20 protein-coding genes, 17 tRNA genes and 1 pseudogene are annotated in these 25741 nt (G+C 40.5%); 6 read left to right on the top strand and 32 right to left on the bottom strand.

The window, feature by feature from the left end; translation table 11 throughout:
• Window positions 1-9: 9 nt before the first annotated feature.
• The gene (locus tag D8854_RS09160; RefSeq protein ID WP_125450584.1) at window positions 10-1188 is read right to left on the bottom strand and encodes a galactokinase; all 1179 of its coding nucleotides are present in this window, start codon (window positions 1186-1188) and stop codon (window positions 10-12) included.
• Window positions 1189-1352: 164 nt separating this feature from the next.
• Here D8854_RS09160 and galR point away from each other — a divergent pair, with 164 nt between their 5' ends.
• Window positions 1353-2354 carry a DNA-binding transcriptional regulator GalR gene (gene galR, locus D8854_RS09165; RefSeq protein WP_084947150.1) on the top strand — a complete coding sequence of 334 codons (1002 nt, stop codon included), beginning with the start codon at window positions 1353-1355 and terminating at the stop codon, window positions 2352-2354.
• Window positions 2355-2421: 67 nt separating this feature from the next.
• Here the strand turns inward: galR and D8854_RS09170 are convergent, their stop codons facing one another.
• The 3 genes from D8854_RS09170 to D8854_RS09180 all read right to left on the bottom strand — a co-directional run bounded on the left by D8854_RS09170 (window position 2422) and on the right by D8854_RS09180 (window position 7231).
• Window positions 2422-3459 (bottom strand): zinc-binding dehydrogenase, encoded by a 1038-nt coding sequence (locus D8854_RS09170; protein ID WP_125450585.1) that lies wholly within the window; start codon window positions 3457-3459, stop codon window positions 2422-2424.
• Window positions 3460-3696: 237 nt separating this feature from the next.
• Entirely contained in the window at window positions 3697-6222 is a 2526-nt protein-coding gene (locus D8854_RS09175; RefSeq protein ID WP_125450586.1) for an ATP-binding cassette domain-containing protein, read from the bottom strand.
• Between the two features lie 109 nt (window positions 6223-6331).
• Complete coding sequence (locus D8854_RS09180; RefSeq protein ID WP_125450587.1) at window positions 6332-7231, bottom strand: cation diffusion facilitator family transporter; 900 nt, start codon at window positions 7229-7231, stop codon at window positions 6332-6334.
• 130 nt (window positions 7232-7361) lie between these two features.
• On the opposite strand from D8854_RS09180, the gene D8854_RS09185 reads away from it, so the two are divergent.
• Together D8854_RS09185 and D8854_RS09190 are read left to right on the top strand one after the other, a co-directional pair.
• Window positions 7362-7916, top strand: a complete 555-nt coding sequence (locus tag D8854_RS09185) for a TetR/AcrR family transcriptional regulator (protein ID WP_084947193.1) — start codon at window positions 7362-7364, stop codon at window positions 7914-7916.
• A 26-nt stretch (window positions 7917-7942) separates the two neighbouring features.
• A complete protein-coding gene (locus D8854_RS09190; RefSeq protein ID WP_125399085.1) occupies window positions 7943-8275 on the top strand; it encodes a glucuronide permease in 333 nt (110 codons plus the stop codon).
• A gap of 83 nt (window positions 8276-8358) precedes the next feature.
• Here D8854_RS09190 and D8854_RS09195 read toward each other — a convergent pair whose 3' ends face one another.
• From D8854_RS09195 to D8854_RS09240, 10 genes are all read right to left on the bottom strand, one after another.
• A complete protein-coding gene (locus D8854_RS09195; protein ID WP_125399086.1) occupies window positions 8359-9879 on the bottom strand; it encodes an ABC transporter permease/substrate-binding protein in 1521 nt (506 codons plus the stop codon).
• Window positions 9872-10600 (bottom strand): ABC transporter ATP-binding protein, encoded by a 729-nt coding sequence (locus D8854_RS09200; protein WP_125399087.1) that lies wholly within the window; start codon window positions 10598-10600, stop codon window positions 9872-9874. The genes D8854_RS09195 and D8854_RS09200 overlap by 8 nt, the downstream gene beginning before the upstream one ends.
• 14 nt (window positions 10601-10614) lie before the next feature.
• Entirely contained in the window at window positions 10615-11379 is a 765-nt protein-coding gene (locus D8854_RS09205; protein WP_125399088.1) for an ester cyclase, read from the bottom strand.
• 3 nt (window positions 11380-11382) lie between these two features.
• Window positions 11383-11826 (bottom strand): MarR family winged helix-turn-helix transcriptional regulator, encoded by a 444-nt coding sequence (locus tag D8854_RS09210; RefSeq protein ID WP_125399089.1) that lies wholly within the window; start codon window positions 11824-11826, stop codon window positions 11383-11385.
• A gap of 144 nt (window positions 11827-11970) precedes the next feature.
• Window positions 11971-13164, bottom strand: coding sequence for an O-antigen ligase family protein (locus tag D8854_RS09215; RefSeq protein ID WP_038805734.1), 1194 nt, complete (start codon window positions 13162-13164; stop codon window positions 11971-11973).
• Between the two features lie 132 nt (window positions 13165-13296).
• Entirely contained in the window at window positions 13297-14739 is a 1443-nt protein-coding gene (gtfA, locus tag D8854_RS09220) for a sucrose phosphorylase (RefSeq protein ID WP_125450588.1), read from the bottom strand.
• Window positions 14740-14940: 201 nt separating this feature from the next.
• Window positions 14941-15774: a carbohydrate ABC transporter permease gene (locus D8854_RS09225; RefSeq protein ID WP_000711270.1), complete on the bottom strand. Its 834-nt coding sequence runs from the start codon at window positions 15772-15774 to the stop codon at window positions 14941-14943.
• 16 nt (window positions 15775-15790) lie between these two features.
• Window positions 15791-16663, bottom strand: coding sequence for a carbohydrate ABC transporter permease (locus tag D8854_RS09230; RefSeq protein ID WP_125450589.1), 873 nt, complete (start codon window positions 16661-16663; stop codon window positions 15791-15793).
• A gap of 18 nt (window positions 16664-16681) precedes the next feature.
• Complete coding sequence (locus D8854_RS09235; protein ID WP_125450590.1) at window positions 16682-17932, bottom strand: extracellular solute-binding protein; 1251 nt, start codon at window positions 17930-17932, stop codon at window positions 16682-16684.
• A gap of 34 nt (window positions 17933-17966) precedes the next feature.
• Window positions 17967-20129, bottom strand: a complete 2163-nt coding sequence (locus tag D8854_RS09240; RefSeq protein ID WP_125450591.1) for an alpha-galactosidase — start codon at window positions 20127-20129, stop codon at window positions 17967-17969.
• A 107-nt stretch (window positions 20130-20236) separates the two neighbouring features.
• On the opposite strand from D8854_RS09240, the gene D8854_RS09245 reads away from it, so the two are divergent.
• Complete coding sequence (locus D8854_RS09245) at window positions 20237-21097, top strand: AraC family transcriptional regulator (protein WP_084947178.1); 861 nt, start codon at window positions 20237-20239, stop codon at window positions 21095-21097.
• A complete protein-coding gene (gene birA / locus D8854_RS09250; RefSeq protein ID WP_084947180.1) occupies window positions 21094-22032 on the top strand; it encodes a bifunctional biotin--[acetyl-CoA-carboxylase] ligase/biotin operon repressor BirA in 939 nt (312 codons plus the stop codon). The genes D8854_RS09245 and birA overlap by 4 nt, the downstream gene beginning before the upstream one ends.
• A gap of 89 nt (window positions 22033-22121) precedes the next feature.
• On the opposite strand, the gene D8854_RS09255 is transcribed toward birA, so the two are convergent.
• Window positions 22122-22826 carry a hypothetical protein gene (locus tag D8854_RS09255; protein ID WP_084947183.1) on the bottom strand — a complete coding sequence of 235 codons (705 nt, stop codon included), beginning with the start codon at window positions 22824-22826 and terminating at the stop codon, window positions 22122-22124.
• A 231-nt stretch (window positions 22827-23057) separates the two neighbouring features.
• Between D8854_RS09255 and D8854_RS09260 the strand changes: the two are divergent.
• A pseudogene (locus D8854_RS09260) lies at window positions 23058-24124 on the top strand (ISL3 family transposase).
• 47 nt (window positions 24125-24171) lie between these two features.
• Here the strand turns inward: D8854_RS09260 and D8854_RS09265 are convergent.
• The 17 genes from D8854_RS09265 to D8854_RS09345 all read right to left on the bottom strand — a co-directional run bounded on the left by D8854_RS09265 (window position 24172) and on the right by D8854_RS09345 (window position 25741).
• Window positions 24172-24259: transfer RNA gene (locus D8854_RS09265), tRNA-Ser, on the bottom strand.
• Between the two features lie 66 nt (window positions 24260-24325).
• A tRNA-Ser gene (locus D8854_RS09270) sits at window positions 24326-24413 on the bottom strand.
• 6 nt (window positions 24414-24419) lie between these two features.
• A tRNA-Ile gene (locus D8854_RS09275) sits at window positions 24420-24493 on the bottom strand.
• Window positions 24494-24527: 34 nt separating this feature from the next.
• Window positions 24528-24598, bottom strand: a tRNA-Gly gene (locus D8854_RS09280).
• A gap of 16 nt (window positions 24599-24614) precedes the next feature.
• Window positions 24615-24687: transfer RNA gene (locus D8854_RS09285), tRNA-Phe, on the bottom strand.
• Window positions 24688-24690: 3 nt separating this feature from the next.
• Window positions 24691-24764: transfer RNA gene (locus D8854_RS09290), tRNA-Met, on the bottom strand.
• Between the two features lie 11 nt (window positions 24765-24775).
• Window positions 24776-24865, bottom strand: a tRNA-Ser gene (locus tag D8854_RS09295).
• 11 nt (window positions 24866-24876) lie between these two features.
• Window positions 24877-24950 (bottom strand) — tRNA-Ile (locus tag D8854_RS09300).
• Between the two features lie 13 nt (window positions 24951-24963).
• Window positions 24964-25037: transfer RNA gene (locus D8854_RS09305), tRNA-Met, on the bottom strand.
• A gap of 5 nt (window positions 25038-25042) precedes the next feature.
• Window positions 25043-25116: transfer RNA gene (locus D8854_RS09310), tRNA-Pro, on the bottom strand.
• Between the two features lie 16 nt (window positions 25117-25132).
• A tRNA-Arg gene (locus D8854_RS09315) sits at window positions 25133-25206 on the bottom strand.
• 11 nt (window positions 25207-25217) lie between these two features.
• Window positions 25218-25303: transfer RNA gene (locus D8854_RS09320), tRNA-Leu, on the bottom strand.
• Window positions 25304-25310: 7 nt separating this feature from the next.
• Window positions 25311-25382: transfer RNA gene (locus D8854_RS09325), tRNA-Gly, on the bottom strand.
• Window positions 25383-25409: 27 nt separating this feature from the next.
• A tRNA-Thr gene (locus D8854_RS09330) sits at window positions 25410-25482 on the bottom strand.
• A 12-nt stretch (window positions 25483-25494) separates the two neighbouring features.
• Window positions 25495-25576 (bottom strand) — tRNA-Leu (locus D8854_RS09335).
• A gap of 5 nt (window positions 25577-25581) precedes the next feature.
• Window positions 25582-25654 (bottom strand) — tRNA-Lys (locus D8854_RS09340).
• A gap of 25 nt (window positions 25655-25679) precedes the next feature.
• A tRNA-Asp gene (locus tag D8854_RS09345) sits at window positions 25680-25741 on the bottom strand.

Here is a 25741-nt window from a genome sequence, read left to right on the forward strand (position 1 = left end):
ACTTCTCTCCTAGTCTAGAACGCGAGTGCCACCTGCAACTTCAGCGATATAGAAGCTTGGAGCATATTCGACTACTTCCTCGTAGTGCTTGCCTACAGCTTCCTTAAAGGCCTCAACAGCATCTTTTCGCACCAAGGCAATGGCACAGCCACCAAAACCTGCCCCTGTCATACGAGCACCGAGAACACCTTCTTGTGACCAAGCTATGTGAACAAGAGTATCCAATTCCAATCCAGTTACTTCATAATCATGCTCAAGAGAAACGTGAGATGCATTCATCAAGCGACCAAATGTTTCCAAATCACCTGCTTGAAGAGCTGTTTGAGCTTTAAGAGTACGTTGGTTTTCAAGCACAGCATGACGAGCACGTTTTAAACGATTTTCGTCTTTAATCAGGTAGCTGTATTGGTCAAAGGCCCACTCGTCCAACTCACCCAAGGTCTGAATATCCAAGGCAACTTGCAATTCTTCCACTGCTTTTTCACACTCAGCACGGCGTTCATTGTACTTAGAGTCCGCCAATTCACGACGTTTATTGGTGTTCATGATAACAACAACATTGTCCTTCAAATCAAGTGGCACCAAGTCGTACTCCAAGGTGTTGGTATCCAGGTAAATGGCACGTTGGTCAGCACCCATACCGATAGCAAACTGGTCCATGATACCAGAGTTGACTCCGATAAAGTTGTTTTCTGTTTGTTTTCCGATTTTTACCAAATCCAGACGGTCTAGTTTTAAATCAAAGAGATGCTCTGCAACGACCCCTGTCAAGAGTTCCAAAGATGCTGAAGAGGACAAGCCTGCACCATTTGGGATATTCCCATAAACATAAAAATCAAACCCTTTGTCAATCACGTGCCCAGCTTCTTGCAAGAAATGAAGAACCCCTTTTGGATAGTTGGTCCAGCTGTGATCTTTTTCAAATTTGAGGTCAGCAAGAGGCACTTCGATGATACCCTTATCCTCAAAGTTGGCTGAGTAGAAACGCAAGACTTGGTCGTCACGCTTGCGCGCTGCACCGTATGTCCCCAAAGAAATAGCAGCTGGAAAAACGTGCCCACCGTTGTAGTCTGTGTGTTCACCAATCAGATTGATACGACCTGGTGAAAAGAAAGTTTGGTCTGCTTCTTGACCAAAAACGGCAAGAAAGTCTTTGCGAAGGGCTTCAGCAGTAAGATGTTGTGTCATATGAATTCTCCTTTGACTGTCCGTTAAGTCACCTTAACGTGTAATCGTTTTCTTCTATTGTATCTAAGGGATTTGCCAAGGTCAATCCTTTTTACTAAACTTTTACTAAACTATCAGTAAAAAGCAGAAAAATATGATATACTAACCTAAAAGAAGGAGGATTTATGGCTACCTTAAAAGACATTGCACAGCTAGCCTCTGTCTCTATCGCGACCGTATCTCGTGTCCTCAATCGCGACCAGAGCCTATCTGTCACAGAAGAAACCCGACACCGCATTTTAACCGTCGCTGAAGAGCTGGGCTACACCAAGCACCTCAAGACAGGCGAATCCCACAAACCCAAGCAAAAGATTGCCATTATCCAATGGGTCAGCGAACAAGGGGAGTTGGACGACCTCTACTACTATCAGATTCGTCTCGGTATTGAAAAAAGAGCCCAAGAGTTGGACTATGACATCTTGCGCTATTTTAATGACCATCCTTTTACACTGAGCGAGGAAGTGATTGGCATTCTCTGCATCGGAAAATTTAGCCGTGCTCAGATCTCTGCCTTTGAAGAATACCAAAAACCCCTGGTCTTTTTAGACAGCGATACTCTTTCATTTGGACATACCTGTATTATCACTGACTTTTACACTGCTGTGAAACAAGTTGTAGACCATTTCCTCAGCCAAGGGCTTGATCGTATCGGGATTCTCACCGGCCTTGAAGAAACAACCGACCAAGAAGAAATCATCCAGGATAAACGTCTAGAACATTTTAAAAACTACTCTCTATCAAAAGGTATCTACAATGATAAACTGGTCTTTCAAGGTAGTTTTACTGCCCAGTCTGGATATGACTTGATGAAGGAGTCTATTCACAAGTTGGGGGATCAGCTCCCTCCAGCATTTTTCGCAGCCAGCGATAGTTTAGCCATCGGTGCCCTCCGTGCCCTTCAAGAAGCTGGAATTAGCTTGCCAGACCGTGTTAGTCTCATTTCTTTTAACGATACTAGCCTGACCAAGCAGGTCTATCCTCCCCTATCTAGTATCACAGTCTATACTGAGGAGATGGGCCGAGTCGGTATGGATATTCTTAATAAGGAAGTTCTCCATGGTCGCAAGATCCCTAGCCTAACCATGCTGGGCACCAGACTGACTTTGAGAGAGAGTACGCTGCCATAACTCAACAAATATACCAACGCAAAAAATCCTAATAGAAATTCTCAAATCTCCATTAGGATTTTCTTTTTTATTCCATCACAATCATAGCCTTAATCGTCTTACGTTCATCCATATCTTTATAGGCTTGGTCAATCTCTTCTAATTTATAACTTGAAGTAAAGACACGGCCTGGGTTGATATCGCCATCAAGGACTGCCTTCAGTAAGAACTGTTTGTTATAAGTCGTTACAGAGGCTGCTCCGCCTGCTACCGTAATATTTTGAGCAAAAGTTGAACCAAGAGCTCGATTGCTATAGTGAGGAACTCCAACAAAGCCCAAACGACCACCATTGTGAAGGACACCAAGAGCCTGATCAACCGCTGCCTCAGTACCGACACACTCAAGAGCGGCATCTGCTCCTCCACCAAGAATTTCTCGAACCTTGGCAATTCCTTCTTCGCCACGTTCAGCCACAACAGCTGTCGCTCCTGACTCCAAAGCCATTTGTTGACGGTCTTCGTGACGACTCATGAGAACAATTTGTGATGCACCACGCATTTTAGCTGCGATAACAGCACATTGCCCAACAGCCCCGTCACCGATAACGACAACCTTATCCCCTTTTTGAACATTAGCAACACGCGCAGCCTGATAGCCGGTCGGCATGACATCAGCCAGTGTCAAGAGGGATTTGAGCATGCCTTCTGTATAATCAGAGGGCTGACCAGGAATTTTGACAAGAGCCCAGTTGGCATATTCGAAGCGAATGTACTCCGCTTGCACCCCATTAGACCAATTGGTGCCAATATGGCGGTCACAAGTCCCATCATAGCCAGCGCTACAGGCATCACACTCCCCACAGCCATGGGTGAAAGGTGCAATAACAAAATCGCCAGGTTTAACAGTCGTCACTGCATCACCAATTGCCTCAACGATACCAATCGCTTCGTGCCCGCTATTCTGATGGCCCGTTTCAATATCTGGATTGCGATAGCTCCACAGATCAGAGCCACAAACACAGGTCCGAACGATCCGAATAATGGCATCATCTGCCTCAATGATTTGCGGATGCTCCACTTCAATAAGACCAACCTGACCAGCTTTTGTATAAACTGTTTTCTTCATAGAACCACTCCTTTTCTATTGGTTTCTTACTTTCATTATACACTTTTTGTCAAGCTTTCGCTCGTATCAATCATTATTAACGGCGATAAGGTACTAGTTTAGTCCAATATAGTCTTTTCTTCTTGAGATTTAAGTTTTATAAGGAGAGATTTTTCGATTACGTTTTTAATAGTTTCCAGCCAATAGAAAAAGTGAATAAAGAAATATTCCTTTATCCACCTTTTTGTGGTTTAGTTGTTATTCGCTACGAAGCGATTCGACTGGGTCTTTCTTAGCAGCGATGCGTGAAGGGATTAGACCGGCTAACATGGTAAGGACAATCGAAATACCGATAAGGATTAGAGCTACTTCTATTGGTAATTGCGCTACATTTCCCACATTTGTCATTTTCGCAACAATCGCATTGATTGGGAATGTCGCAAGAAAGGTAATCGTGATACCGAGCACCCCAGAGATCAATCCTTCAATGGCTGTTTCAGCAGTGAAGATACGACGAATATCTTTCTTCGAAGCCCCCATTGCACGTAGGATTCCGATTTCTTTTGTACGTTCGAGAACTGAAATGTACGTGATAATCGAAATCATTATAGAAGATACAATGAGTGAGATGGCCACAAAGCCAACGAGTACTGTTGTCACTACGCCAACCAATGTCGTAATTGAAGACATGATAGATTGGATATCATCTGAATAAGCGAGTACTTTATCGTCTTCTCCAGCTTCTTTTTTCGCTGTGTTATAGGTGTTTATGAACTCTTTTAAGTCTTGTTTTTGTTGGAACGAAGAGGTGTAGAGCTCAATGGCAGCTGGTTTGGATTTGTTGATGACGCCCATTTTTGCGAGGTTTTCCTCGTAAGTTGAAGCCGAATTGTCGTTATATTGTTGGACATACTGCGCCTGTTCTTCAGGTGTCATTTTAGCCAACTGAATTTTTTCTTCTTCGGTTAAATTCTCCGAACTGAATGGTTTAGGATCTTTGGCAAAGTCTTTACCCGTAAATACATTTAGATTTTGATTTGCTTCCTGTTCCTTAACGATATCACTATTTTGAATGTATTCGGAAGTGTAATCAATAAGGGCGCTTGTGTAGGCGATTCCTCCTGAAGGAGTATTCACGCCTGAACTTGTGCCGTCTTTTTGGCGAAGGACACCCACAATTTTAAGTTGGAGCCCATTCTCGATTTGAGTTTTCATATAAGAAGCATTATCAATCTTATTGAGCCATAAGTTATTTTCTTTCACAAAACGCTTTGTATTGACAACTGCTTTGAAAGTTTTTCCGATAAAATCACTATATTGATACGTTTGAGAAGAGAGTTCGTCAAGCTTCTTCGTATCGTTCAATTCACTGAGATCTTTGATACGCAAACTATAGAGCAACAAATCGCTAATTTGATTGTTTTCATCTACGATAAGGACGATCTCGGACTTATCTTGTGGGAAGCGTCCTTCCAACACGTCGTACTTGCTTTCTAGCATTGAAGAATCACTAGAAAGTTCACTCCAGTAGTTGAGGTTTTGTAAGTATCCCTTCATCGTTTGGTTCGCTGTTTCTACTTCATCAGCTAAGGTTGAAGGCAGAATACTTTTGGGTCCGTTGGAAGTATCACTTGCATAGATAAACGGTTGTAAATTGTATCGGTAACGAATGTCTTTTGTGAGAGATTCGACCTTCGAAGCGTGTTCCTCCAAGTAAGTCTTGAAGGAAGCTAGGTCGTTCTTTCCGATTTGTTTTTTCAATAAATTCGTTAAAACCGTATTGATACCGAGCTCATGATTATCCTTGTAAGGCTTCTCGCTCAAATCTGGAGAGGTCGCCAACAAGTTGCTCTGGTTCTGCTCGCTAATCGTCAGTGGGAGAGAGACGAGGGTATCTTCCTGCACCTTTTTAACGTAGTCACTCACACCATTGGAAAGGGCTAAGATAAGAGCAATCCCGATAATCCCGATGGAACCCGCAAAAGCTGTTAGTAAGGTACGACCTTTCTTTGTCAATAGGTTATTAAAGGAAAGTACAAGGGCGGTTATAAAGCTCATCTTCGTCTTCGTGAACTGGATGTCGACTTGCTTTGTCTCCTCTGTTGGTTCGCATGGGTTTGAGTCGCTCAAGATGTTTCCATCTAATACTTGTACGATACGTGTGGAGTACTTCTGCGCCAGCTCTGGGTTATGCGTCACCATGATAACCAAACGTTCCTTGGCAATGTCTTTTAATAAATCCATGATTTGAACAGAAGTCTCAGAATCGAGCGCTCCTGTCGGTTCGTCGGCTAAAATGACTTTTGGATCATTAACAAGAGCACGCGCAATCGCGATTCGTTGCATTTGTCCCCCAGACATTTGACTTGGTTTCTTATATAAATGGTCTTTTAGGCCTACGCGTTCGAGCACTTCGATAGCACGTTTCTTACGTTCTGCTTTTGAAACACCCGAAAGAGTCATTGCAATTTCTACGTTAGAGAGTGCAGTTTGGTGCCCGATGAGATTATAAGACTGAAAGATGAAACCGATGGTGTGGTTTCTGTAGCTATCCCAATCGCGGTCTTTAAATTGCTTTGTTGATTTTCCTTGGATGAGTAAATCACCAGATGTGTATTGGTCGAGTCCCCCGATGATATTTAATAGGGTGGTTTTCCCAGAACCCGATTGCCCAAGAATGGAGACAAACTCATTCTCACGGAAGCGAATCGAGATATCCTTTAGCGCGTGGAACTCTTGATTGCCCGTATGATAGACTTTTGAAATGTGTTGTAGCTGTAACATCGTCTATCTCCTTTCAGTGATATATGTAGTCTATCACAATTTCATAATGGAGTAAATATGCTACATTTACAATTCATCAAAAATAATCAACAAATAGAAAATCGACTTCTTATGAATGATAATGTCCATGACTTTGACCTACTTCCAACTCCTCAATTTTTCGCTTATGGGTTTGGTGACTTGCTAGGTTTGCATCAACTTCAATGGTAACATTTTGAAAATCATAATCTTTGAGTAAATTACGAATGGATTCTTTACAATACTCCATATGTTCAATCTCTTCTAGGCAAACATGGACAATGGCGTCATTTTCCAAACCATCCATGGACCAAATACTGAGTTGATTAACACTTTTAACATTAGCTAGCGCTGCTAACTCTTTCTCTAGCTCGGCGGTCTCGATCCCTTCAGGCACAGCATCTAAGAAAATCTTGAGTATTGACCAAAAACGAGGAATGGCTTTCCAAAGGATAAAACTAGAAATCAAAAGAGACAAGAGTGGATCGAGAAAGTACCAGTCAGTCACATACAAAACACCAGCAACCAGAATAACCGCTAGCCAACCCAGAATATCTTCTAAAAAATGCAAGGTCAGGATAGCTTCGTTCTTGGTCTGACTCTTACGAACGATTAGACTAGCCAAGAGATTGATAAGAATCGCAATAACTCCCAACCACAGCATCCCTTGGTAGTTGACAGGCTGAGGGGATAGGAGACGAGGAATATTCTCCAAGAGCACCATGAAAGATCCTGTCAAAAGGATCAAGGCAGTCAGCATGGCGCCTAGCAGACTGAAGCGTTTATAACCAAGTGTATAACGTTTGTCTTCCTGACGATTGGAAATAGTTTCCAAGCAAGCTGATAAGCCTATGGCAAGGGCATCGCCCAAATCATGAACCGCATCCGCTAATACCGCACTTGAATTGAAGATACCCCCAAAAATAAATTCGACAATAGAAAATGATAGATTCAAGAAAAAAGCTAGCCAGATAGATGTTTTAGAACTCATTTCTCTCCCTCCTTTGGTATAATAGATATATATACTTCTTTCATTTGTATTATCTAATAAAATCCAAAGAAAGGATAGAAGCAAACTGTCAGCCATGTTCAGTTCTGAACAGTTTGTCTCAAGTGTCTATATGCCAAAAAGAGACCGTCGAGTCAGTAAGACTAAAAGAGCCATCTATCAAGCTTTTCTACAAGTTTTGAACGACAAGGGCTATGATGCTACTACTGTCCAAGATATCATTGACTTGGCAGATGTTGGGCGTTCTACTTTTTACTGTCACTATGAAAGCAAGGAACTGCTTTTAGATGAACTCTGTCGCTACCTCTTTCATCATCTCTTTGAAAGGGAAGGACACTTTACTACCGAGGACTACCTCGCACATATTTTTTTGCATTTTCAAAAAAATCAAGACCATGTCACCAGTCTTCTTTTTTCCAAAAACGACTACTTCCTCCGCCAACTACACAAGGAGCTCGAACACCACGTCTATCCCATGGTGGCGGATGATTTGCAAGAGTCCTATCCAAACATTCCGGCTTCCTACCTCAAACATTTTGTAGTAACAAACTTTATCGAAACACTGACCTGGTGGCTAAAAAAAGGAAAATCTTATACTGAAGACCAAGTAGTGAAATTTTACTTAGATGTGATTGAGATGACTTCTACAAAATCACTCGAAATTTAATCCTATCACGAAGAAAGGAATCAACTATGTTAAATTCTATTATCCTAGGAATTCTAACGATTGTATTGGCTCTTATTTTCTCCCTCCTTCATCTCGCGGCAGCTTTCGCAGCCATGAAAGAAAAGAACTACAGTCTGGGAAACACGTGCATCTTGGTCGGCAGTTGTCTCACTTCACTAGCTCTTGCTATCTTTTTCTTCGTTCCACTAGCAACGATCATCTTATGGATAGTGGGCTCTAGCATCATCTGCTACGGTGCTTACTGGAATGGGCGACAGCAAGAAAGTCAACATATATCGCACCACATTATAAGGGGCACACTAGCAGCTTTGATTGCTCTCTTGTTTATCTTACTCTAACACTAAAAATCCCATCTCGAACTTTAGACGAGATGGGATTTTGTTTACTGAAGAAAGTGGCTCCTCCTGACTTTCCTCTCCATTTATTTCTTCAACAAACCTTGTTCTTGTAAAAACTCCTTGGCTACTTGTTCTGCTGACTTGCCTTCGACACCAACTTGGTAGTTGAGCTGGCTCATCTGACTTTCCGTAATTTTACCAGCCAATTTATTGAGAACTGTCTCCAACTCAGGATGTTTCTTGAGAAGAGCTTCTTTCATGAGTGGCGCTCCTTGATAAGGTGGGAAGAGTTGCTTGTCATCTTCCAAGACCTGTAAATCATAACGTGCCAACTCTGCATCTGTCGAATAGGCATCCGTGATTTGAATATCGCCTGACTGAATTGCCTGATAGCGAAGAGCAGGCTCCATGGTCGCTACGTTGAGATTGAGACCATACATTGATTGCAAGCCCTTATTTCCATCTTCACGGTCATTAAATTCGAGAGTAAAGCCTGCCTTCAACTGTCCTTCCACTTTTTTCAAGTCCGAAATGGTCTTCAAGCCATATTCTTGAGCAATTTTTTTCGGAACAGCTACAGCGTAGGTATTTTGATAAGACATAGGTTTGAGATAGGCTAGATGATCCTGTTTGGCAATACCATCACGCGCCACCTGATAAACCTGATCCGGCTCATGACCTACCTTGGGTGATGGCTGAAGCAAACTTTCAGTCACTGTACCAGTAAATTCAGGATAGATATCAATATCCCCTTTTTTCAGAGCTTCATAGAGGAAGCTTGTTTTCCCAAAATTCGGCTTAACAGTCGCAGTCATACTGGTATTTTCTTCAATCAACAATTTATACATATTAGCCAAAATTTCGGGTTCTGGTCCCAATTTCCCAGCAATCACCAAGTTTTCTTTCTCTTTTTGAGCTAGTAATGCTGGACTATAAGACAGACCCAGCAATATGGTCACCAAGGCAAAACCAGAGAAAATCGTTCTCAATTTTGCTTTTTCCATCACTTTTAGTAGGAAGTTAAAGGCAATGGCAAGCACTGCAGAAGAAAGGGCGCCAATCAAAATCAGACTGGTATTATTACGGTCAATTCCCAAAAGGATGAAGGAACCCAGCCCCCCTGCCCCAATCAAGGCTGCCAAGGTCGCCGTACCGATAATCAAGACAGCCGCTGTCCGAATTCCAGACATAATGACGGGCATGGCAAGTGGAATTTCAAACTTCTTGAGACGCTCCCACCTGGTCATCCCAAAAGCAATCCCAGCCTCTTGTAGACTTGGATCAATTCCCTTCAGTCCAGTAATAGTATTTTGTAAAATCGGGAAAATCGCATAAATCACTAGTGCTGTCAAAGCAGGCAAGGTTCCAATTCCCATCAAGGGGATAAAGAGTCCTAACAAGGCCAGAGACGGGATAGTCTGGAAAATCCCTGCAATCTGCAAGACCCAGTCCGCCAACTTCTCATGATAGCGAAGATAAACAGCCAAGGGAATCGCAATAAAAACAGCTAGTAATAAGGTCAAAAGCGACAACTGCAAATGTTGAGATAGAGCTGTTACCCAATCACCAAAACGATCCTGAAAAGTTGATATCAAATTAGTCATGAACACTACCTCCAAACAAGTCTGCTACAAAGTCTGTTGCAGGAGCCTTTAATATCGTCTCAGGATTCGCCACCTGACGAATCTCTCCATCCTGCAAGACAGCAATACGGTCACCTAATTTCAAAGCTTCATCCGTATCATGGGTCACAAAAATCGTTGTCATCCCAAATTCTTTATGCAATTCTTTCGTCAGAACCTGTAGCTGTTTTCTCGAAATAGCATCCAAGGCTGAAAAAGGCTCATCCATGAGGAGAATCTTAGGCTGACCAATCATGGCACGAACAATACCAACCCGTTGCTGTTCTCCACCAGATAATTCACTAGGAAGTCGATTCCCATAGTCAGCTACTGGTAAACCAACCTTAGCCAAAAGCTCTTCTGTTTTCGTCGCTATTTCTTCCTTACTCCACCCCTTCATCTCCGGAATGAGGGCAATATTTTCCGCAACCGTTAGATTGGGAAAAAGAGCAATGGCCTGTAAAACATAACCAGTAGAAAGACGAAGTTCACGCTCATCATAGTCCTTGATGCGCTTACCATCCATGTATATATTTCCATCAGTTGGTTCCAAAAGACGGTTAATCATCTTAATCATGGTCGTCTTACCAGACCCAGAAGGCCCAACTAAAACCATGAACTCTCCATTCTCGATTCGTAAATTAACATCTCTCAAAACATCTTTTTCTGTATAGCGTAGCGCTACATTTTTATATTCAATCATTCTTTGTCCTCAATTTAAAACTTCCCTCGATTAGTCAAGTCTTCTACCTTAGGCATAACTTCCTTATTATCCCAATGCTCCACAATTTTCCCATTTTCTAGACGGAAGATATCATACTGGGCATAGGCAACTCCATCAATCTGAGTCTGCCCATAGCTAACCACATAGTTTCCTTGTCCCAAAAGCTGGAAAACAAAGTCGAAAGTAACACCATGTTCAGCCACATAATTTTTATAGGCCTGACTTCCTTGTCCAATCTCATGATTATGCTGAATCAAATCTTCTACCACAAAGTCACTCCACTGCTCCAGTTCCCCATTTTGGAAAATTTCTGTCAAGAAACGGCGAACCAACTTTTTATTTTCTGCTGTCTTATCCAAAACTGTGATTTCAAAATCACCAAAAATCTGATCTAATTGGCCGTTTTCAGGTGTTCGATAGTAGTCAATAACATCCCAATGTTCTACGATACGACCATTCTCATCCGCACGGAAAGTATCCGTCGTCACCCATTGCGCTTCTCCGCCATTGAGATATTGGTGAACATGGACAAAGACCAGATTGCCGTCTTCAATGGTGCGAACAATCTTCATCTCACGCTCGGGATAGCGCTCAAAGAAATTTGCAAAGAAAGCCGCAAACCCTTCTTTCCCATCTGGCACACCTGTCGAGTGTTGAATGTAGGTATCTCCTACAGACTGAGCTTGAGCCTCAGCAACTCGTCCGTCTTGAATGGCATGAATGTATAGATTTTGTGCATTTTCAACTTGTTTTGACATGATTTATGCCTCATTTACTTTCTCTTTCAGATTAGCCAAAATTCTTTCTTGAAAAACTTCAAATTGACGAACTTCTTCCTCAGTGAATCCTTTATAAAAAATTGCATCCAATTTTTGACTAACACGACGGCCAACTTCTTTCTGGGACAAACCTTGCTCTGTCAACTTGACATATTTCTTTCTCTTATCTATTCCACATGGGCTAATGATGACCAGGTTTTGCTCCTCAAGCTTCTTTATCATGGTTGTCAACGTATTATTAGCAAGCCCAGTCGCAAGCGCAATATCTGTCGCAGTTGCACAGCCCGTCTTACTATTCCATAAAACCGCTAAAATCTTTCCCTGCTCACTCCGATAAAGAGAGTCAGGGTCTTGTCTCAGTAACTTTTGAAAAATCCGCCCATTCAACAAACGAATATGATGGGCTACCAAATGACAATATTTCATGAAACCTCCAATTTATTTCTATATCGATACGAATAAAAAATATTATAATACTTATTATTCCAATTGTCAACTATTTCGACTTAGAACTAATTTTTCTCAGTAAAAAATCTCCTACTCAAGGTAGAAGATTTCAATCTTATAAACTTAATCCGTCATGTCTGATACCAAAGTTCGACGCTCCAATGGAATACTGCACATAACTAACAAGAAAATGAAACCTGACTGAATCCAGAAAAGGGCCAAGTCAAAGATTCCATGCACAGCAACCACTGTAAGGAAAGATAGATAAAGACCGATAATTGGACGTTTCCCCGACTCCTGACTCATATCCATCATCAAACGAACAGGAGCAACAGAAGACAAAGCTAATAAAATGGTTCCCACAATTCCGTAACTCAGAATCGTATCAATATAAAGGCTGTGAGCATGTTCATGATAAGGAGCATTTATCCGAGGATAAGAGTGCATATAGGTCAATGGCCCCTCCCCCCAAAAAGGATTTTGCTTAAACAAGGCCATCCCAGCATCCCAGATAGAAATGCGTTCTTCCATAGAAGAATCTAAAGTTCCCATCCGAACTCCCAAATCACTAGAAAAAAGGAAACTCAAGCCAATCGCAAAGACCCCAATACTAAGCCAAAAGGCCTTCCAGTTTTTAATGGTCGTAAAGAGATAAATGATGGCTCCAGCGATAATAGCAGGAAAGGCTGTTCTATTTTGCGTGAAATTTAAACCAAAAAGATTTACAAAACCTGCTAGCACACAAAAGACTTTCAACCATCTTAGCTTCGTCGTTGTAAAGAGATAAAAGGCAATCATGATACAGAAGCAACAAATGATCCCATAGTAGTTAGGATTAAAGAAGGTGACCTCTGCACGGTTTTGGTGCCATACTTGCATATTTGGTGAAAGAAAGGCATAGTTAAATTTCTTTACAATTTGGAAATGCTCCAAAGTAGCAAAAGCGGCAGAGACAACACTACCAAACAAAACCGTCTGGAGTATCAGTCGAAAGAAAGCATGCGTCAGACGCTTCTGGTAAAAACTAAAGAAAATAAGAAATAGGAGCATCAGGAAAGATGCTGCTAGACCAAGCCAGTTCTTGGCGACGATGGAAATGACACTACTGTAGGCAATAAAAAAGAGAAGTACAGGATGTTTGGCTAATCCTTTGATAATTCCCTTCATCTCCCCAGTAACAAGTAAACCTATCAAATATAAAGCAAAGAGTGATAAGAACAAATAAAAAGGTAAAAAGATACTCATGATCATCAGATACAAAAAGAAATCTTTTTTCGAAAGCCCTCTTATCTTATCCAGTAATCCAATTGATTTCAAAACGGATCCTTTCTGTTCTGGATTTCTCCAGAAGATAAATGCTAAACTATCTTTATATTCTACCATTTTTTCTGTCATTTGGGAACAATGAACACGTTTTCGCCACAAAAAAACTCTTTCATTAATATAGCACTAGAACTGAATTTTTCTGCCGTTTTCCAATACTTGATAGGTCTGACTTTGCAAATCAATTTCTGCTACTGCTGTTACGGACTTGTCTTTATTTTGACGTTTGATTACAATGCTGTGAGCTGTTGGTGTTTCTATCTCAATAGTCCCTTCTAGGTCAAAGGCCTCTGATTGATTACGGAAAGAAAATAGATTGAGAAGAGACTTCACCACAGGACGTTGAACTTCTTCTGCTATTTCCTCGTTGCTATAGTAATGACGATTAATATTTCGACCTTCTTTGGTTTCTTCTAAAAATTTCAAGTCATTTTTTCCTGCTAATAGACCCACATAGTAAACCTGAGGAATGCCTGGAGCAAAAACTTGAATCAAACGAGCAAGGAAGTACTTGACATCATCATCTCCAAGTGCTGAATAATAGGTTGAATTGATTTGGTAGATATCTAGATTGTTATACTCTGCACTAGAGTACTTGCGTTTGACATTCGCTCCAACCTTATAGAGTTCATTTGAAGCATAGTCAATTTCCTCATCAGTCAGGATATCTTTGACATCCACCACTCCAATCCCATCATGAGTATCTAGTGTCGTAAATTGCTTCATCGAGCTCATCTTCAACCACTTGGCCAAACGCTCTGTTCTGGAACTGTAAAGAGTATAAAGAGTCACCATTGGAAGGGCAAAATCGTAAACATAGTAATTATGATCCGCTATTTTAAACTGAATCGAATAGTGTTCATGAATCTCAGGTAAAAGCTCTGCCCCATACTCAGCAGCGATATCTCGAACTTTGTCCAATAAATTCCAAATATCTGGTTCCACAAAGAAATCATTGGTATCCAATTTCTTCACTGCATAAGCAAAGGCATCTAGACGAATCAAATCACACCCGTTACTTGCTAGATGTTGAATGGTCTTACGGATGAATCTCATCGTTACTTCTTTGGTCACATCAAGATCAATCTGCTCCTCACCAAAGGTATTCCACAAATGTTCTACTGAACCATCTGCAAATACAATCTCTTGCTTTGGTGCACGATCCTTACGCTTGTAGATTAAATCTACGTCAGACTGTGTCGGACGGTTCTCTGGCCAAAACTTATCCCAGTTTAAAAAGAGATCTTTAAATTCACTGGCTTCATGTTTTTCTTGATAGTCCCTATAATACTTAGATTGACGAGAAATATGATTAATCATAAAGTCAAACATAAGATAATATTTCTCACCTAAACGCTTAACGTCCTCCCAATCACCAAAAGCTGAATCCACTTCATCATAGTCAACTGGCGCAAATCCACGATCACCTGTTGATGGGAAAAATGGTAGAAGGTGAACTCCCCCAATAGCATCGCCAAAATGTTCTTCCAAATTCTCATATAAGTCTTTAAGATTATTTCCAAGACTATCTGAGTAAGTAATCAACATAGTTTTATTTTGAATGGTCATAGATGTTCTCCTTTTTCTGATGAAAGCCAAGTCTTATATGACCTGGCTTCGTAAATGAAAGATATTTTTAGATTTTTGTTCACATCGAACTCGTACTAAACTGCAAGCAACTAAGTACTACTTTCTTGTTTTCTACATAGAATTGCCAACAAGCTGAACCTTTCGTCTATGTATGGAATTATAGATTCCCTAAGCACTTTCTTACTTCACTGCCCCGTTACTCATTCCTGAAATGATATGTTTTTGGAAGATGAGGTAGACAATAGTTATCGTTACAATTCCTACAATATAGGATGCAAAACTTGGGCCATAGTCATTGAAGTACTGACCTTGGTAGTTGTATTGGAAGAGAGGCAAAGTCCACATCTTGGAATCCTTATTCAGAATCAAGAGTGGCAACATAAAGTCATTCCAGAACCAGAGAGCATTGATAATCAAAGTTGTCGCATGCATGGGCTTCAACATTGGAAAAATGATTCGACGATAAATTGTAAAACGATCAGCCCCATCAATTTCCGCAGCTTCGTCCAAACTATCTGGTACACTGATTTTTATATAACCAACATACAAGAAGAGAGTCTGTGGAATAGCATAAGTTAGGTAGAGTATTACTAGCCCCCACATATTTGCTAGACCGAGTTTACTCATCATAACTGTGATGGGAATCATAATCACCTGAAATGGAACAAATATCCCTAAAATCAAGAGCGAATACATAATTGCAAAGGCTTTTTTCTTGGACATATTTCGAGCAATGGAATAAGCTGCAGCTGGTATAAAGAAAGCTACTACAATCAATGATAACACCGTAATAACTGCTGAATTCCAGAAATAGCCTCCAATTCCATCCGAAATTAATCGTTCATAATTACTTAAGGTAAAAGGATTGGGCAAACTAAAGAAATGATTCATGATATCCTTAGTTGTCTTGAAAGAACTAAATACCGTTACCAACAAAGGAACAAGTATAAGAATACCACCGACTATCAAGAGGACGTATTTCCAAAACTGATTCAATTTTTCTTCTTTTTTCATGTGTAGGACTCCTCTATTAGATTTCAAATTTCTTTGATAGTTTAATTTGGATCAGAGAAACAATTCCAATAATTAAGAATAAAATCAAGGCAATTGCATTCGCATATCCATATTGATTACTCTTGAAAGCATAGTTGTAGACTAAAAGTCCAAGAGACGTTGTAGCATTATTTGGACCACCACTCGTCAACGCAAAAATCTGGTCAAAGGCTGTCAACCCGGACTTAAGAGCCAGAATAAAAACCATAGAAATCGTCGGCAGCAAATAGGGCAATTCAATCTTCCAAAAAGTTTGTTTACTTGTTGCACCATCAATTGATGCCGCCTCTAAAATATCATTTGGAATACTCTGAAGACCCGCAAGAAAGAGAATAATTGGCATTGCTACTCCTTGCCATAGAAGAACAAAAATAGTTGCCACTACCGCTCCTACAGGTGTTCCTAATAGACTCTCTTGTAAAAAACCAAGCCCTAAAATTCTTCCAATCGTTGGAAGGCCATAGTTGAAAAATTGTTTAAAAATCAAGGAAACTGTCAAACCAGATAAAACAGCCGGGAAAAAGAACCAAGCTCTAAAGAAGGTCTGTCCCTTCATCTTAGAATTTAAGGCTCGTGCCACAACCATCCCAATCGTAATCTCTCCAATAATCAATGCCAGAGTTAAAATCAAAGTAAAAGCAATCGCTGTGAAGAATTTCCCATCAATCATAAGCAATTTGTAGTTATTCAAGCCAACAAATTTGTAATTATAGGTCAATCCAGTCCAGTTAGTCAAACTATAGAAAGCACCTTGCACCATCGGAAAGTAAAAGAAGACAGCTTGTAAAGCAAGCGGGATGAGCAAAAAAGTCCAACCCCAGTATTTATTTAAAAATTTTCGAATAGCCATATCATCTTAACTCCTATTCTAGTCCAAATCTGCCTTCATTGGATTAAAGAAAGCATTGAGATTGTTTGCCATATTTTTCAGATTTTTATCCATCAGATAACCTGCGCTTAGATTAAAAAAATCTTCTTCAGAATTCCAGTGTTGGCCCAACCAAACATAATGTTTATCCGTAAATGCCAGTTTAGAAATCTCTGTAAGCGCTGAGTCTTCTTTTTCCTGTATACCTTTTACAGCAACTGGTGAACCATCTACATTATAATATGATTGCATAGCTTTTGGACTAGTCATATAGCTGATAAATTCTTCGGTTTCTTTCGGATGTTTAGTAGTAGCCGAAGTTGATAATGCCATGTCCCCTGCACCAACAGTAACTTCTTTTCCTACTTCTTCTCCTGGGAAGGCAAACATCCCCACCTCAAATTTTGGATCCTGTTGATTAATTGCCGCTAATGCCCATGATCCTTGTGGCATCATCAAAGCTGTTTCACTCGAAAATGCTACCACCGCATCATTATAAGAAGCACCACGCCAACCATCTTGAGCATTATCTGCCAATAAATCTAGTCGTTCTGCATCGGCTTTTAAAATAGCATCATCTGCAGAGATAGCATTTGATTTTGAAAAGCGAAGATAGTTATTAGCCGCATCTCCACTACCTGTAATAGTAATGAGAGAAAGTTGGTGGTAACCATTTAATGTCCAGCCTTCATTGCCTGCAACTGCAAATGGAGAATTTCCACTATCTTTTATCTTTTTAACAATCTCTTGAAACTCTTTAAAAGTCTTCGGTTCCTCAAGTCCTAATTCTTTAAACTTCGTTTTATTGTAATAGATTCCATAAAGGTTGGCTGTTAAGGGCACACTATAAACCTTGTTATTGATTGCATACTTTTCGGCATAGTCGTTCTTGATGTTCTCAAGATAAGATTTCCCAGTCATATCTGCAAAATAACCTGCTTTTGCCCACTCCTGAAAATCCATATTTTGAGGATAGATATTAATAATATCTGGAACGTCTCCTGATAAAATCCGAGTCTTTAGCACAATTCCAGCTGAAGGTACTGTAGTCAGCTTCACATCAATATTAGGGTGTTCCTTTTCAAAATCATCCACTATCTTTTGCAAGGTATCTGCCATCTCGGTCTTCTGGTTAAAAAACTCAATCGTTACCTTACCATCAGCTGATTGATTGTTCTGACTACAAGCCACTAGGCCTAGTAAACTTGCCCCAGCTACTAAAAGAAAACCTGCTTTCTTATACCATTTCATTGGAATGCCTCCTTGATAAATTTATACGCTTTTATTATAGTCTCTTGAATTTATACTGTCTACTCAAAAAATCTCCTGGTGATAAGGTAACAGTTAAACCTGCATACATGAGCTCTGCACCCGAGTAAACAATGTTTGTCCCTTCCAGCTCATAAAGCCCTTCCACTTCTAAGTCTTTCAGTTTCAAGGTGGTTTCCATTGTTTCCACAACTGATAGGACTCGGACGTAGGTTACAATCGTTTGATTTCCATAGTTAAATTGCACAGTTGCTTCATTGGATTCAGCATCGGGATTGATTAACCTATACTGATTTCCCAACTGGACTACTGGTCGCAATTCTTTATACAAGTTCACCTGATTAGCAATCTCAGCTTTCTCATCATCTGATAAACTTGTCAAATCAAGCTCATAACCCAGATTTCCCATCATTGCTACATGACCACGAGTTTCCAATGGTGTCATTCGTCCCATCTGATGATTCGGTACAGCTGACACATGAGCTCCCATAGAAATGGTTGGATAGAGATAGGATGATCCATACTGTATAGGTAAACGTGCTATGGCATCAGTATTATCACTAGCCCAGACTTGTGGGAAATAACGCATCATACCAAGATCATTTCTGCCACCGCCACCAGAGCAGGACTCAAAGAGAATATGACTGTGTTTCTCTGTCAGATAAGAAACGAGTTCGTAAAGCCCCAGCATGTACTGATGAGATTGCATCTGGGTTTCCAGATAAACTGAACCATTCCCCAGATTAGTAATATTACGGTTCATATCCCATTTGATGTAGTCAATTTTATGATGAGAGAGGAGTTCATCTAAGACATTTTTCAAATATCCTACTACCTGGGGATTGGCAAGATTAAGTACTAATTGATTTCTAGAATAGGTATGCTCATAACCTGGAACCTGAATGGCCCAGTCAGGATGTTTACGATACAAGTCGCTATCAACAGAAATCATCTCCGGTTCTAACCAAAGCCCAAACTGCAAACCTCTTTCATGGATCGCTGAAATCAGACTTTCTAGACTTCCACCCAATTTTTCCTCATTCACAACCCAATCACCTAAAGCACGATTATCATCAAAGCGATTACCAAACCACCCATCATCTAATACAAAAACTTCAATACCAACTTTCTTAGCTTCATCAGCTAGTTCTAACAATTTTTCTCTCTGAAAGTCAAAGTAGGTAGCTTCCCAGTTATTAATTAGAATTGGACGCTCTTTTTTAGAAAATTTACTTGGCATAATGTACTTAAGTACAAAATTCTGACTTTCATGACTAATACCAGTTAATCCCTTATCTGAATAAGTCACTAAAGCTACCGGTGTTTCAAAATTTTCCTCAGGATCTAACTTCCAAGAAAAATTTTCTGGATTAATGCCAATAGCAACCCGAACTTCATTCAGTTGATTCTTTTGGACAAAAGCTTCGAAGTTTCCACTATACAGTAGTTGTAGAGCAAACACATTCCCAGCATCCTCTGTAACTCCTTGATCACATAATAGAAGAGCTGGTGTTTGAGCATGCCCAGAAGCTCCACGGTTCGAACTAATCGAAAAAATTCCTTGTTCTACCTGTTGACGTCGGACAGTCTTTTCACGAGCATAAGCTCCCTGTAAAGTCACTATTTCGTAAGCTGCAGCAGGAAAATCAGCCATAAAAGAAAAGGCCTTATGAATGACAACTTCCTGATTGCTATTATTCTCCAATTTGCTGTAACTAGCAATTGTCGCATCATTATCAAAAGCAGTATAATACAAAGTCAGACTAAGTTTAGCTTGAGGATCTTTTAAAATCAAGGCAAGCGTCTCTGTAGCATCCATGCTGTGAGGAGAAGGTAAGCCCTGTGGACCATTCTGACCTTTTAAAATCTTTGCTTCTACAAATCGAAAGTCTGTTACTTCAGTTGCATCATGTTGAATCTGTAAAGTTGGTTTTCTAAAGTCACCCAAACCATGTTGTCCAAAAATCTGACGTTGCGTATCCAAACTAAAGGTTCGATTAGTAGCTATAGGATTACCAGAAAAAGCATGATCGCGTTCGTAAACACTATTAGCCCCTCTATAGTTCTTAATAGTCTTTCCTAAATGTTTTAATAATAAGAACCCATCCCTATTTTCAATAATCAAACTTAAACCTTTACTCTCAACGTAAAATAGATTATTCTCTATTCGAACTCCCATAAATTGTACCTCATCCATTTCTTGATAAAATTTTATCACATAAAAGCGCTTTCTAAAATAGAGAAATGTATACAAAGTATGGTAAAATGTTAGGTAGGAGGTGGCCCATGCTCGTTTTTTCAGAATACCAGACTGGAACAATTGATCTTTCTCTTAGCTTCTACGGTTATGAAGAATGCACGCCTAATTACTCTTTTGGCCCAGCTATTCGAGATACCTATGTACTACATTACATTACTAAAGGAAAAGGGCAGTTCCATTATAAGGGGAAAATTGTTGATTTAAAGGCAGGAGATTTCTTTTTACTAAAACCAGATGAATTAACCTTTTATCAAGCAGATAGCCAGGATCCTTGGGCTTACTACTGGTTGGGGATCACTGGAGGGAGGGCACCTGACTACTTTGCTCTATCTCAAATTTCTGACCAATCCTACCTCATCCAGTCAAATAACTGTCATACACAGACAACTGCAAAACTCATCTCAGATATTGTCCGCTTCGCTCAGATTACAAAATCTAATGAATTGGCTCAACTCCACATCATGGGACAACTCCATGAACTAATGTTTCATCTAGGAACGATTGCTCCAAATCAGAAAAAAGAGAATATTTCATCAACTCACCAGCTCTATCTTGACTGCAAACGATTGATAGATAGTCACTATCCACGATCGCTCACCATTCAAGATTTAGCTAAAGAGCTATCGGTTCATAGAAGTTACTTAACTAGTGTGTTTAAAGAATTTCACCAACTCTCTCCAAAAGAGTATCTACTCTACGTTCGGATGCATCGTGCACAACAACTTCTGGAACATACTGAAGAATCTATTAAAGTCATTGCATACTCCGTCGGCTTTTCAGATCCTCTCCATTTCTCAAAAGCCTACAAGCAGTTTTTTCATAAAACACCGAGTCAAACTCGAAAAGAACTCTCTCACTCCCTCTTAGCTAGAAAGGAAAATCAATGAAATCACACCAACTAGTCTACCAAATATTAGCTAGAGAAAACGACTATGTTAGCGGAGAAAAAATTGCAGAAGAACTGTCGTTAAGTCGTACATCCATATGGAAGGCAATTCAACGCCTCCAACAAGAAGGGCTCGTGATTGACAGTATTAAAAATAAAGGTTACAAACTTATTCAAGGCGATTTGATCCTACCTGATTTGATTCAAGAGAAAACCAACTTAACTATTTTCTACAAACCTGAAACAAAATCAACACAAACAGATGCAAAAGAAGGAATTGAAGGGGGAAGTCAGGGAAATAGTCTCTATCTTTCCACATGTCAAACAGCAGGTCGTGGACGCTTTCAGCGTCCATACTACTCTCCTGCTCAGGGAGGTATTTATATGTCATTACATATTCAGCCAAATCTCACCTATGACCAGCTTCCTGCCTACACATTACTTACAGCAGGTGCCATTTACAAAGCCATTAAAAACCTCACCTTGATTGACGTGGGTATCAAATGGGTAAATGATATCTACTTTAAAAATAAAAAAATAGCAGGTATCCTCACCGAAGCTATGACGTCCGTGGAAACAGGCCTAGTAACAGACGTCATTATCGGCGTTGGAATCAACTTTGCCATCAGCGATTTTCCCAAAGAGATAAAAGAAAAAGCTGGAAGTCTCTTTACACCACCAGCTCCTATCACACGAAACGAACTAATCTCAGAAATTTGGCGTTGTTTCTACCAAACAGCACCCGAAGAACTACTCTATCTTTATAAAGAACACTCTCTTGTTCTAGGAAGAGAGGTCAGTTTTATCCAAGAACAGACTGAAAAAAAAGGAGTCGCCAAGGACATCTCCGACAAAGGACAACTCCTTATCCAGCTTGATGACCAGACAGAAATCTGGCTCAATAGTGGTGAAATCTCACTCACTCGCTGGACTTAACAACGGCACTATATGCAACTAGCAACATATAGTGTTTTTTGAATGTAGAAAGCAACAGATATATAAATAGCTGGCTTCCTGTCAACAATTTACAGGTTAATAGCTTTCGAAGCATTCTTTTTATATGCCGTGCTATGTACCAAAGAAACCCCATAGCAGTGATTTTCGTGTCCAAGCATGACCAATGGAAGTGCAAAAACTTTAACAGCATACAAAAGCAGCCAAAACATAAAGACTTTAGCTTTTATATTCACCAAATTTTTACTAAACATCTCGTACAAGAACCATGCATTTAAAGCCATATTGAAGAGACTTGCTAACGTTGCTGAGACTATATTAGTTTTCAATTTTGGATGATAACATTTAGCCACATATAAGGCCAATATTGAAATATTATAAAGGCAAATCGGTTGATAATTTTCTCTATAAATAACCAGCGTCTTACGATTATAGAACGGGAAACCATGAGGTCCACGATGATATTCATTTATCCAGACATGGCTAAGACCTCTAATCTCATTCCAATCTACAAATAAATCAATTTTTCTTAGATAAATCCCAGTTTTATGGATTAAACACTTCCATTTGAACAAGAAAGATAGAAGAAAAGTAAGGAGCAAAACCGCAACTGTAACAACCTTCAACTCCTCTTGTCCGATAGTCAAAGATAGATTAAAAAAGTGAATTTGCGCTTTTTTTGCATCTAAGATCATTGAAATCACAGTTAGAAATACTAGAAAGATAAATAGTATAAATCTATAAAAAATACTATGAAATTTTACTCCATTTTTCATCTCGATTATCCCCCAGCCACTTAAAGTCCCTAACCCTAGTATACCACTAAATCTAGTCTATTTATGATTTTTTCTAGTATGAAAGTTAGTGAAACGGCATTAGATAATAGAGCTCTATAATTCTGTAGTGAGTAAAACCACTATGAGATTATGGAGCCTATTTTGTTGGCTTGAATTGTCAAATTAAGTGCACATTTTATCACAAACCTACTTGATATTAAAGACCCTAACATCAAGAGTGTAGATATTATCAATATGGATCCCCCAAAAGGAAATCACTGAAGAAATATGATTTTCAAAAAAAATCTAAAATCCCTTATCTAGAATGTGCGGGATACAAAATTCTAATTCGTCTAAGGAAACGGCGCTTCCGCTGTAAAGTCTGTAAAAAAATGGCTGTCGCAGAGACTCCCTTAGTCAAGAAAAACCACCAAATCGCTCAAAAATTAATCGAGAAAGTTCCTATGACGGTCATCGCTGAAAGCTTGGCTATCTCCACTTCCACCGTCATTCGTAAACTGAAAGAGTTTAAATTCAAGACAGATTTATCTTCCAACTCACATGTCTTGGAATAAATACAGCTTCAAGAAAGGTAAGATGAGCTTCATTGCACAAGATTTTGATTCAAATAAGATCCTAGTTATCTTAGACGGACGGACTCAAGCAACGATTCGCAATCATTTCCTTCGTTATTCTAGACAGGTCCGAAATGGAATGAAAGTCATTACAATGGACATGTTTAGCTCCTACTACGACATCGCTAAGAAACTCTTTCCTTCTGCTAAAATCATCCTCGATTGCTTTCACATTGTACAAAATCTCGGCCGTGCTATGAGCTGCCTTCGCAACCAAATCATGAATCAGTTTGATAGGAGATCGCACGAATATAAGGCAATCAAACGCTACTGGAAACTCATCCAACAGGAGAGTCGGAAACTAAGTCATAAACGCTTTTATCGCCAGACCTGAAAAAACACTATAATCTCTATCAGCTCTTGTTTTTTAACTTTCAGAACAAGGAGGCAGAGAATTTTTTCGAACTCATTGAAAATAATCTCAATCTGGTCCACCCTCACTTTCAGACTGTCTTTAAAACCTTCCTCAAGGATAAAGAGAAGATTGTCAACGTCCTTCAGTTACCTTATTCCAACGCAAAATTGGAAGCGACTAATAATCTCATTAAACTCATCAAACGAAATGCCTTTGGTTTTCGGAACCTTGAAAACTTCAAAAAAAGGATTTTCATCGCTCCCAACATCAAAAAAGAAAGGACGAAATTCGTCCTTTCTCGATCTTAGCTTTTCTTCAACCCACTAGAGTTGATAAAGGTTCTCAAACTGTATCACGGAGAATGGGGGATTCGAACCCCCGCGCCAGTTACCCGACCTAACGATTTAGCAAACCGTCCTCTTCAGCCTCTTGAGTAATTCTCCAAAATATTTAATTAATAGGTATAAGTTGATTTAAGCTCCTACACTCGCTTTATAGCTCTCTGTATACGGAGAATGGGGGATTCGAACCCCCGCGCCAGTTACCCGACCTAACGATTTAGCAAACCGTCCTCTTCAGCCTCTTGAGTAATTCTCCTATTAATGGGCACGAGTGGACTCGAACCACCGACCTCACGCTTATCAGGCGTGCGCTCTAACCACCTGAGCTACGCGCCCAAGTTAAAAACTTGGTAATTTGAACAAAGTTCAAAGCGGGTGACGAGAATCGAACTCGCGACAACAGCTTGGAAGGCTGTAGTTTTACCACTAAACTACACCCGCTTAATAAAATAAAATATGGCGCGAGACGGAATCGAACCGCCGACACATGGAGCTTCAATCCATTGCTCTACCAACTGAGCTACCGAGCCAAATTGCGGGAGCAGGATTTGAACCTACGACCTTCGGGTTATGAGCCCGACGAGCTACCGAGCTGCTCCATCCCGCGTTAATATAAAAAGGAGGATGTGGGATTCGAACCCACGCACGCTTTTACACGCCTGACGGTTTTCAAGACCGTTCCCTTCAGCCGGACTTGGGTAATCCTCCATTATTTACAATGGACCTTGTAGGACTTGAACCTACGACCACTCGGTTATGAGCCGAGAGCTCTAACCAGCTGAGCTAAAGGTCCAACAAGATCAATATAGCGGCGAAGGGGATCGAACCCCCGACCTCCCGGGTATGAACCGGACGCTCTAGCCAGCTGAGCTACACCGCCATGAATCGGGAAGACAGGATTCGAACCTGCGACACCTTGGTCCCAAACCAAGTACTCTACCAAGCTGAGCTACTTCCCGAGTTAAATAGAAAAAATGCACCCTAGAGGATTCGAACCTCTAACCGCCTGATTCGTAGTCAGGTACTCTATCCAGTTGAGCTAAGGGTGCTCATCATTATATGCCGAGGACCGGGATCGAACCGGTACGATCGTTACCAATCGCAGGATTTTAAGTCCTGTGCGTCTGCCAGTTCCGCCACCCCGGCCTCTCTAAGCGAACGACGGGATTCGAACCCGCGACCCCCACCTTGGCAAGGTGGTGTTCTACCACTGAACTACGTTCGCATCGACCTCTTATTCTATATAAAAAAATGCCGGCTACATGACTTGAACACGCGACCCTCTGATTACAAATCAGATGCTCTACCAACTGAGCTAAGCCGGCTACTTTCTATTATGCGGGTTAAGGGACTTGAACCCCCACGCCGTTAAGCGCCAGATCCTAAATCTGGTGCGTCTGCCAATTCCGCCAAACCCGCAAATATGACCCGTACTGGGCTCGAACCAGTGACCCATTGATTAAAAGTCAATTGCTCTACCAACTGAGCTAACGAGTCTAAAATAACTTCCGTTATCTTACGGTCCCGACGGGAATCGAACCCGCGATCTTCGCCGTGACAGGGCGACGTGATAACCGCTACACT

Origin of the sequence: Streptococcus mitis (genome assembly GCF_003943905.1) — a bacterium.
Classification (GTDB): domain Bacteria; phylum Bacillota; class Bacilli; order Lactobacillales; family Streptococcaceae; genus Streptococcus; species Streptococcus mitis_BC.